We start from the raw sequence: 8671 nt of genomic DNA, 5'->3' as shown, positions 1-8671 counted from the left end.
GGGGTCGGGGTGTCGCTCTCCGTGGGCGTCGGGGAGTCCGGCGGCTCCTCGGAATCGGTCGGCAGGGCCGAGTCGCCGATGGACGCCGACGGCCCGCTCGGCGAGCCCTGAGCGTTCGCCCCTTCGCCGGGCGAGTCGGACATGACGTAGAACGCGCTCACCACGATGACGAACACGGCCGCGACGGCGGCGAGAACGGGCCAGAGCGCGCGCGGGCCGCCCTTCCTCGACGCAGGGGGCGGGGCGGCGCGTTCGATGCTGACAGGCCAGCCCCAGGCGTCGAACGGCTCGGCCCGGTGCGCGATCGCGGCGAGGTCGGAGGCCAGCGCCGGGTCGGTCGCGGTGGCCATGACGAGGCCGCGCAGGTCGGTCGGCATCATCGCGACGGGCAGCACCTGCAGGAACCGCGGCGCCGAGATCGTCCGGTCGCGCCGGGCTATGCAGGTCGGGCACGTGTCGATGTGGTGGACGAGCTTGCGGACCGCCGGCGGCGGCAGCGGCCATCCGCCGTCGTCGGCGAGCGCGGCGACGCTGGGGCAGTCGCGTCCGTCGCGGGCGATGGACGCCGCGGCGAGCGCGTCCTCAAGGCGGGCGCGGGCCTCGCCGGTCAGATCCGTGGCGGCCTCGGCGTCGATGCCGATCACGCCGCCGATCTCCACGACGTCCAGGCCGTGCCGGAGCGCGAGGTCGAGCGCTTCGCGTTCGCGCCCGCGCAGCCCGGACAGGGCGCCGTGGACGAACTGGCGGACGTCCTGCCGCTGCGCCAGCTCGGCGTCGTCCAGGAAGCCCTCCTCGACCTCGGGCGCCTCACGGCGCTCGGCGGGCCGGAGCGGGTCGCGCAGCCGCCGCATGCATTCGTTGCGGACGAGCGCGTACAGCCAGCCGCGGAAGCGGTCCGGCTCGCGGACGAGCGGAACGTGCGCGTAGCCGGCGATGAGCGCGTCGTGCAGCGCCCCGGCGGCCTGGTCCTGGTCGCGCAGCAGAGCGTGACAGTAGTCGTACAGGCGTGCCGCGTAACGATCCATGACCTGGATGAGGGCGCTTGGATCGCCTGCGGCCAGCGACCGTGCCAGGCGCTCGTCGTCGGCGCGGTCGAGAGTGGGCCATCCGGACACAAGGTCCTCCTGCGGGCTTAGTCAGAATCCTCGTCCACATCGTCAGGGACGGGTTTTGAAGATCTGATGGGGAGCGAACGCGCTCTCCCTGCCCCGGCCTTCCGAACGGTGGCTTTGGAGCCGTTCCGACCGGCTTGCCGGGAATCGCACCCGCCGGCCCCGCCGGGAATGAGGACGGTTCACTCATCCTGGACGTGGGCCAGGGGAAAGCGGGTCGGAGGCCCGACGGCCCCGCTCCCCGTCGGGCCTCCACTTGAATTGACGGTCGACTCCCGCGGCCGGTTGACACGGATCGAAGGAAAAAATCCAGAACTACCTGGCGCAATCGCATGATCACCGCTGATCACCAAAGGGGATCGGCGGATGGCGGTCATTGGATGCGGCGCGACAGCATCTTCAGGAAGATCTTCTGGATCTCCGCCGGCGTCATCGCGGTCTGGACGCTGCCGTTCGTCACCTGGGAGATCTGCTGCAGCTCGTTGCGGTCCACGCCCGCGCCGAAACCGATCATGTTGACCTGGATCGGCTTGTTCGGGTCCTGCATGCCCTTGAGCTGGTTCAGCGTCGCCTGCAGCGTGGGGCCGCCGGGGTCGTCGTTCTTCCCGTCCGTCAGCAGCAGAATGGAGTTGCCGAACTCCGGTTTGTAGCTCTTGTTCATCCCGTTATAGGCGGCGAGCAACGTCCGGTAGAGGCCGGTGTCGCCGTCCGGCTTCGGCCGCATCTGCTGGAGCGTGGACAGGAAGAGCCCGCGCCGCGTGTTCGACCCGATCCGCTCGTTGAGCGGGCCGATCGTGATCATCTCCTTGTACGGCCTGTCGCCGTTCATGTTCGTCGAGAACAGCCACTGGCCGAGCTCGGTGTCGTCCGACATCATGCTCAGCCCGCCCTGCGACACCTGCGCGATGGCCTGCAGCCGGTTGAGGTTCGGGCCGACCTTCTCGGCCATCGAGCCGGACACGTCGATCAGCACGAGCATGCGCAGCCCGAGCGTCAGCTTCGACCACGCCTGCATGATCTTCGCGACGTCCGCGCTCTTCGGCGCGGGCAGCTGCCGCGGCCGGGCGGGGCTGACGCCGGCCTTCTGGTCGAAGCCGTTCGGCGCCCTGCCGTCCGGGGTGCGGAACCCCGCCGCGTGGACGTCGCTGCGCGTGGCCTCGGTGCTCATCGCCTTCTCCAGCAGGCGGGCGCCCTCCTGCTTGCCGGCGTCCTCGCTGGTGACGGTGAACGGGTAGTCCATCGAGAGCGTGCCTTCGAGCGGGTACAGCGCGACCGCGGGCTCCTCCGGCCCGGTCCTGTTGTACTTCCACAGCGCCTGCTCGGACGACAGCGAGATCGGCTGCTTGCCGGTGCGCCCCTTGCGGAAGTGCGTGAACTCCGCCGCCACGTCCGGGACGGTGCTCTCCCGGACGGTCCGGACGATGCCGGTGAAGATCGAGTCCCGGTTCGGGTCGTTGGCCAGCAGCGTGCTGGTGATCATCAGCGAGCCCATGCCCGCCGCGTTCTTCATCGGGTCGGGCACGACCAGCCGCACCGAGCCCGCCGGGATCATCTGGTTCTTGGTCACCGCGCCGCCCGCGACGCCGCCCGCGGCCTTGAGCAGGTTGTCCCAGGACGGGCTCGCGGTGATGCCCTGCTGCTTCAGCTTCGCCGCGAGCGACTGCGGCAGCCCGACGACGATCGGGCTCGTCGCGACCGATGTCCCCGGCTTGGTGGACGCGGCGTCCCCCTGGCCGCCGCCCTCGCCCGCGCCGGACTGCGCCAGCGACACCCACAGTGACGAGTCGGGGATCCACACGTCCGGACGCGCGTTGGACGGGTTCGCCACGCCCTGCCCGGACAGCAGCGTCGACACCGACGACGGCTCCGCCTTCTTCACGGTGGCGACGACGCACTTGCCGCCGGCCTTCTGCTTGGAGTCGTTGAACCGCCCGGCGGCCTTCTCCACGACCGGCGCGATGTCGGGCGCCGCCGCGACGGTCAGGTTCATCGCGTCGCCGCCGGAGCAGCCGCTGCCGCTCTCGGCGAACGCGTACACGCCGACGCCCAGCAGCAGCGCCAGGCCCACGGCCCCGGCCATCGGCCCGATCAGCGCGGACGCGCTCCGCTTGCGCTTGGACCGCCCGTAGTCGTAACCGCCCGATCCGCCGCCGTGACCGCCCGACTCGCCGAAACCACCGGAACCACCGAAGTCGCCGGACCCGCCGTAGTCACCGGACCCGCCACCGTAACCACCGCCGCCACCGCCATAACCCCCAGAACCGCTGGACCCGCCGTAACCGCCGGAGTCACCCGGCCCGCCGGTCCCGCCGCCGAAGAACGCCGCCCGGCCTTCGCCGGAGCTGCGGATGGAGTCGTATTCGCTGTATCCGGTCCCGGCGAGCGGGGAGGAGGGGCTCTCGGACGGCGGCCCCTCCCGGCTCCCGGCGGTCTGGTCGCCGAAGCCGTATCCGCCACCGGCCCCTGCCCCGTACCCGCCTGCCTCCGGGGCGCCGCCGTACCCACCGGCCTCCGGGCCGGGGCCGTACCCACCGGACCCGTACACGGGCTGCTCGCCCGACCGCCGCGGCGTGAACCATTCCGGCGTCTCGCCCGACGCCCCGGGCGCTCCGGGCGGAGTCCCCGGCGGGGTTCCGGGCGACGAGCCCTGCGGGCCCACAGGTGGAGGGCCGATCGGCCGGCCCTGGCTGTCCCGCGCTCCGAACCAGTCGGCGGACCCGTCGTTGGCCGGGCCGAAGACGGGCGTGGACGGGTCGTGCCCGCCCTCGCCCGGCCCCTCGGGGAAGTCATTGCGATGACGTCCGCTCATGCCCTGCCCTCGATTCACCAGAAACCCACCGATGTTCCCCGGCACTGTAGTAGTACGAACTAGAGGTTACAAAGAACTCAAAAGTGATAATGACGCAGGTCATGCGCGTATGTCTCATCTCTGGCGAACCCGCCCGAGGCCGGTCACGCCCCGCGGGCGTGGCGCTGCACTCGCTCCCCGTCCGCGCGCAGCTCAGGGCCGGAGAGGCCCGCCGTCCGGCCGGATCCGGCCGGAGCCGCCGCGCTCCCTTCCGTGTGACCTCCGTGTCCGCCTCATGGCCACGGAGAGAACCATCACAGTCGCCGCGGGACCTTGGAGGGAATCCACCGGGACCGAACCGGATTCCGGGAAGACTTCGCGACGTTGACCGTTCGCACCGGGCGGCCATCCGTGCCCCGGGCGTCACCGTCCCGCATATTCCACCTCAGGTGTTGACGCGTGTTGAGGAGCCGGTGGCACGCCTCGAAGGGCGCCATGCGCGTGACCGTTTACGGCTTTCCTCGATCACCCGGCACCGTTTGGCCCGCGCGAAGAGGCCGCCCGGGAAGGGAGGTGCCGTGATCATCGGTTATCGCTTCTGACAGGGGGAAATGGGGTGCGGTGAGGCCGCGTCCATCGCCCCTGGCTTCCTGCGGGAGACTTGGGGGATGGCCAGCCTGGTTCCCGTCTCCGACCCCGCGGACCCGCGCCTCGCGGACTATGTGCGGCTCCGCGACGTGAACCTCCGCAAGAGCCTGGAGGCCGAGCACGGGCTGTTCCTCGCCGAGGGCGAGAAGGTGATCCGCCGCGCGGTCGCCGCCGGGCACCCCGTCCGGTCGCTCCTGATGGCCCGCCGCTGGTTCGAGCCGCTCGCCGACGTCCTGGACGGCCTGGACGCCCCCGTCTACGTCGCCGACGACGCCACCATGGAATCGGTCACCGGATTCCAGGTCCACCGCGGTGCGCTGGCGTCCCTCGAACGTCTCCCGCTGCCGGCCGTCGGTGCCGTCCTCACCGGCGCACGCCGCGTCATCGTCTGCGAGGACATCGTCGACCACACGAACATCGGGGCCATCTTCAGGTGCGCGGCGGCCCTCGGCGTCGACGCCGCCGTGCTCGCGCCGCGCTGCGCCGACCCGCTCTATCGCCGCTCGGTCAAGGTCTCCATGGGCGCGGTGTTCGCGCTCCCGTACGCCCGCATGACCGACTGGCACAACGGGCTGTCGACGCTGCGCGAACACGGCTTCCAGCTTCTGGCGCTGACTCCCGCGCCCGACGCCGTGCCCATCGACGACGTGAAAACGGCCGATCGCAGGGCGCTTCTGCTGGGCTCCGAGGGGGACGGGCTGTCGTCCCGCTGGCTCCACGAGGCCGACCACCGCGTCCGCATCCCGATGAGCGAGGACGCCCTGGCCCGCGGCGTCGACTCCCTCAACGTCGTGGCCGCCGCCGCGATCGCGTGCTACAGCCTCACTCGCTGATCACTTGCCGAAACTGCCGTGGCGGGGACGGCGGTGCGTGCCCTTCGTCCGCTTCGCGGCTTCGGCCGGCAGGCGCTTGCGCCCGAGCCGCGCCTGCGTCAGCAGCAGCGAGAACGCCACCATCAGCGCGGCCAGCCATGCGATCTGCGTGCTCGCCATCCGCTCGAACGTGAGGTCCTGCGCGACGGGTGCCTTGTTCCCCTGCAGCCGGCTCTGCGGCGTCGCGACCTGGCCGGGCGCGACCGACGGGTTCGGCGCGTTCGGGCTCGTGATCGGCGGCAGCGCCACCTGCGGGTTCCGCGGGTCGAACGACGAGTTCGGCGCCGGCGGGATGAAACCGCCCGTCGACCCTGAGCCGGACGTGCCGCCGCCGCCGGAACCACCGGAGCCGCCAGACCCGCCGGAACCGCTGCTGGTGCTGCCTCCTCCGGACGACGAGGACGACGGCTTCTCCGTGCTCGTCTTCGTCGAGGGCGGCGGCTTGGACGTCGAGGGCGGTGGCTTGGAGGTCGAGGGCGGTGGCGACGTGTCGATCGGGAGGGGGGCGAACGCCACGTTCCCGCTGCCCGTGCCCGTCACCGCCTTTTCATCGACCGTGCCCTCGACGGTGATCTCGACCTTCACCGTGACCTTGTCCGTGATCTTGGTGTCCTTGAGGACCACGGTGGACTCGGCCTTCTGCAGCTTCCCGTCCGGGCCGACGAGATCACATGGGGGGTCGCCGTCGCAGCCCTTCGTGACCTCCGGGTTCCCCTTGGCGGGTACCGCCGTCAGCTTGACGCCGGTGATGTGGAGTTTCGACGGGGTGCTACCCCCCTCGATGACGACCGACGTGGTGACCTTCGCCTCTTTGTCGGCCCCCACGTTGCTCGTTTCCGCGGTGACCGTGATGCCCAGCGTCGGGTCCGCCGAACCGGCGACGGCGGTCGCGCCGCCGGCGGCGACCACGGCGGCCGCGCCGAGTCCGATGATGGTGGGTATGACCGCTGATCGGCAGATCACTGCCGCAGCACCTCCGTTGCGTCGCCGTTGAGCGCATGTGTCATCGCTTCGAGGGATCGCCTCGGGACACAAGCGAACACGGAACTAAGGCCCAAATCAACCCCATCCGGAATCATGTGAACTCTTCACGAACATCTTCAACTTCCGATCTGGGGGCCCAGGTCTGCCAGACTCCCAGGTCGATGCGTTCCAGCCCGAGACTTTCGGCGACCGGCGCGCGCCCGCCTGAATATTCGACCCGCAGCCAGGTTTCGTGTTCGCCCACGACGACGAAGCGTTCACCGCGCCAGCGGCAGGTGGTCCGGACGTAGCGGAGGTCTTCGATCTCGGACGCGGGAACGACGCGGCGGTACCGGCCGGGACGCAGTTCCTCGAACCCGTCCGTCGGCCCGGGCGCGTACAGCCTGACCTCGCCGTCCGCGCCGGGCGCGGCCTCGAAGTCGCGGCCGAGCCAGCGCGCGACGTACCCGTCCCTGATCACTGCGCGGCCTCCGTCCGTCCGCCGGACGCGTCCCGTCCGCCCGAGGCGTCGGCGCTCGCGTCCGGCCGGAGCCAGGCGAGCCGGTCGGGGTCGTACATGGCCACGAACCGCTCGGACCGGTCGCCGCCGAGGTAGTACATCTCCGCCCCGAACGGCAGCCGGACGCTGTCCACCTTGTACTCGCGGATGGAACCGGCGCTGCCCGGCGCGAACCCGCCGCCCACGAACGGGGGCCGTTCGATCACCCATCCGGCGTCGCCCCAGATGGCCAGCTCCTCCTCGTCCCGTCCGCCGAACGGGATGCGGTACAGGCCGGGACAGTAGGCGGGCCACCGGATGACGTACACGCCCTCGTCGCCGGGGGAGAACGGCGACCCCTCGTACAGCAGCCCCAGCGCCTCGTACAACTGGACGGGCGCCTGCAGTTCGCCCACGTCGCCCGTCAGGTGGACGAAGCCGCCCACCCGGTCGTAGCCCTGTTCCAGGTACCAGGCGACATGCCCGTGCGGCACGACCTTCTGCATGATCGCCGGCGACGCGCCGCGGTCGTCGAGGTCGGGCACCGCCTGCGGCACCGGCTCGGGCCGCGCTTCCGGCACCGGTTCGGGCCGCGCCTGTGGCACCGGCTCAGGCTGCGCCTGCGGCACCGGTTCGGGCCGCGGCTGCGGTGCCGGTTCGGGCTGCGGCTGCGGTGCCGGTTCGGGCCGCGGCTGCGGCGCGGTCTGCCGGACGGGCGGGACCTCGGGCCGCGCCGGGACGAGCCCGACCCGCGCCGCCCACTCGCTGAGCTCCCGCACCTGGTCGCCGCGCAGCGACGCGCCGATGTGCGTCCCCGGGTTGAGCAGCATCGCCCACCCGTCCCGGGGCCACGCGCCGATCAGCTCCCGGAAGTCGGCGTACACGAACCGCGACTCCGGCAGCACCTCGCGCAGGCGCACCAGCGAGGTGAACACCTGCACAGAGGACTCGGTCCGCAGCGCCGCGTCCCACCGGAACTCGCGCTGCACCGGCGTCACCTCGAGCGGTGCGTCCTCCGGGATCGGAACCAGCACGTTCGCGTTCAGCAGCACCCGCAGGAACGCGTCGGAGTCGCCGGTCGACGCCGCCTCGTACAGCTCCTGGTCGATCCGGTTCCCGGCCTCGAACTCGGGCTCGGGTTCACGGACGGCCCGCAGTGGCCGTCCACCTGGCGCGGCGCCCTCGAACCCGGCCGTGCCCTTGGGCTCCGTGCCGGGCGCGACGTCCTCGCCCATGTCAGCGTGGCCGACCGGCCCCATCGGCTCGGACGCGCCCGCGCCCGGCCCCGGCGCGACTCCAGGGGCCTCCTGGACGTCTGCCAGGGGGCGACCGTCGTGTGTTTCGTCGCTTTCGCCGGTCGACGTCTCCGGGAAAGCGCGCGCATCCCCGGGGTCACCAGGCGGAGGACCGGCGGCGTGCCTGCCCGGTGCCTCGCTCGTATCCGGAATCTCGGACGGTGCCGGGTGGCTTTCCGCCGCGTCGCCCGGCCCGGCGCTCGCGCTCGGCGCAGGCTCGTCAGCTGTGGTTTGGGGCGCGGCCTCGGCGAGCGGAACGCTCTGCACGTCCGGCGCATTCAGCACGGTTTCCGCAGGTTGAGGGGCCGCAGGGGCGGGACCGTGGACGCCGGGCCGCGGGGCCTCGTCCGGGATCTCGGGTGGGATCTCGGGCGGGCCCGCGTGGCGGCCGCGCGGACGTTCCTGCACCGCATCGCCCGGGAGGCCGGCGCCGAGACCCTGCGCGGCCGGTGCGTCGGGCTCCGCGGGGACGGCGGGCGCGACCGGGACAGCGG

6 protein-coding genes are annotated in these 8671 nt (G+C 71.9%); 1 reads left to right on the top strand and 5 read right to left on the bottom strand.

The genetic code is table 11. The annotated features are described in order from the left end of the window. Both ETD83_RS36215 and ETD83_RS36210 read right to left on the bottom strand, forming a co-directional pair. Positions 1-1115: RNA polymerase sigma factor (locus tag ETD83_RS36215; protein WP_138649718.1), on the bottom strand; the 1115-nt coding region annotated here is incomplete at its 3' end. Positions 1116-1485: 370 nt separating this feature from the next. After that, entirely contained in the window at positions 1486-3921 is a 2436-nt protein-coding gene (locus tag ETD83_RS36210) for a substrate-binding domain-containing protein (RefSeq protein WP_138649717.1), read from the bottom strand. A gap of 647 nt (positions 3922-4568) precedes the next feature. On the opposite strand from ETD83_RS36210, the gene ETD83_RS36205 reads away from it, so the two are divergent. Then, positions 4569-5381, top strand: coding sequence for a TrmH family RNA methyltransferase (locus ETD83_RS36205; protein WP_138649716.1), 813 nt, complete (start codon positions 4569-4571; stop codon positions 5379-5381). Here ETD83_RS36205 and ETD83_RS36200 read toward each other — a convergent pair whose 3' ends face one another. The 3 genes from ETD83_RS36200 to ETD83_RS36190 all read right to left on the bottom strand — a co-directional run bounded on the left by ETD83_RS36200 (position 5382) and on the right by ETD83_RS36190 (position 8117). Next, positions 5382-6383, bottom strand: coding sequence for a hypothetical protein (locus ETD83_RS36200; RefSeq protein ID WP_138649715.1), 1002 nt, complete (start codon positions 6381-6383; stop codon positions 5382-5384). 112 nt (positions 6384-6495) lie between these two features. After that, on the bottom strand, positions 6496-6864 hold the full coding sequence (locus ETD83_RS36195; protein ID WP_138649714.1) for a hypothetical protein: 369 nt from the start codon (positions 6862-6864) through the stop codon (positions 6496-6498). Then, positions 6861-8117, bottom strand: coding sequence for an SseB family protein (locus tag ETD83_RS36190; RefSeq protein ID WP_171064641.1), 1257 nt, complete (start codon positions 8115-8117; stop codon positions 6861-6863). Before ETD83_RS36190 ends, ETD83_RS36195 begins: the two co-directional genes overlap by 4 nt. Between the last annotated feature and the right edge of the window lie 554 nt (positions 8118-8671).

The organism is Actinomadura soli (assembly GCF_005889715.1).
Classification (GTDB): domain Bacteria; phylum Actinomycetota; class Actinomycetes; order Streptosporangiales; family Streptosporangiaceae; genus Spirillospora; species Spirillospora soli.
Note: the sequence above shows the minus strand (reverse complement) of the source record. Positions and strands in the feature narration are given on the sequence as shown.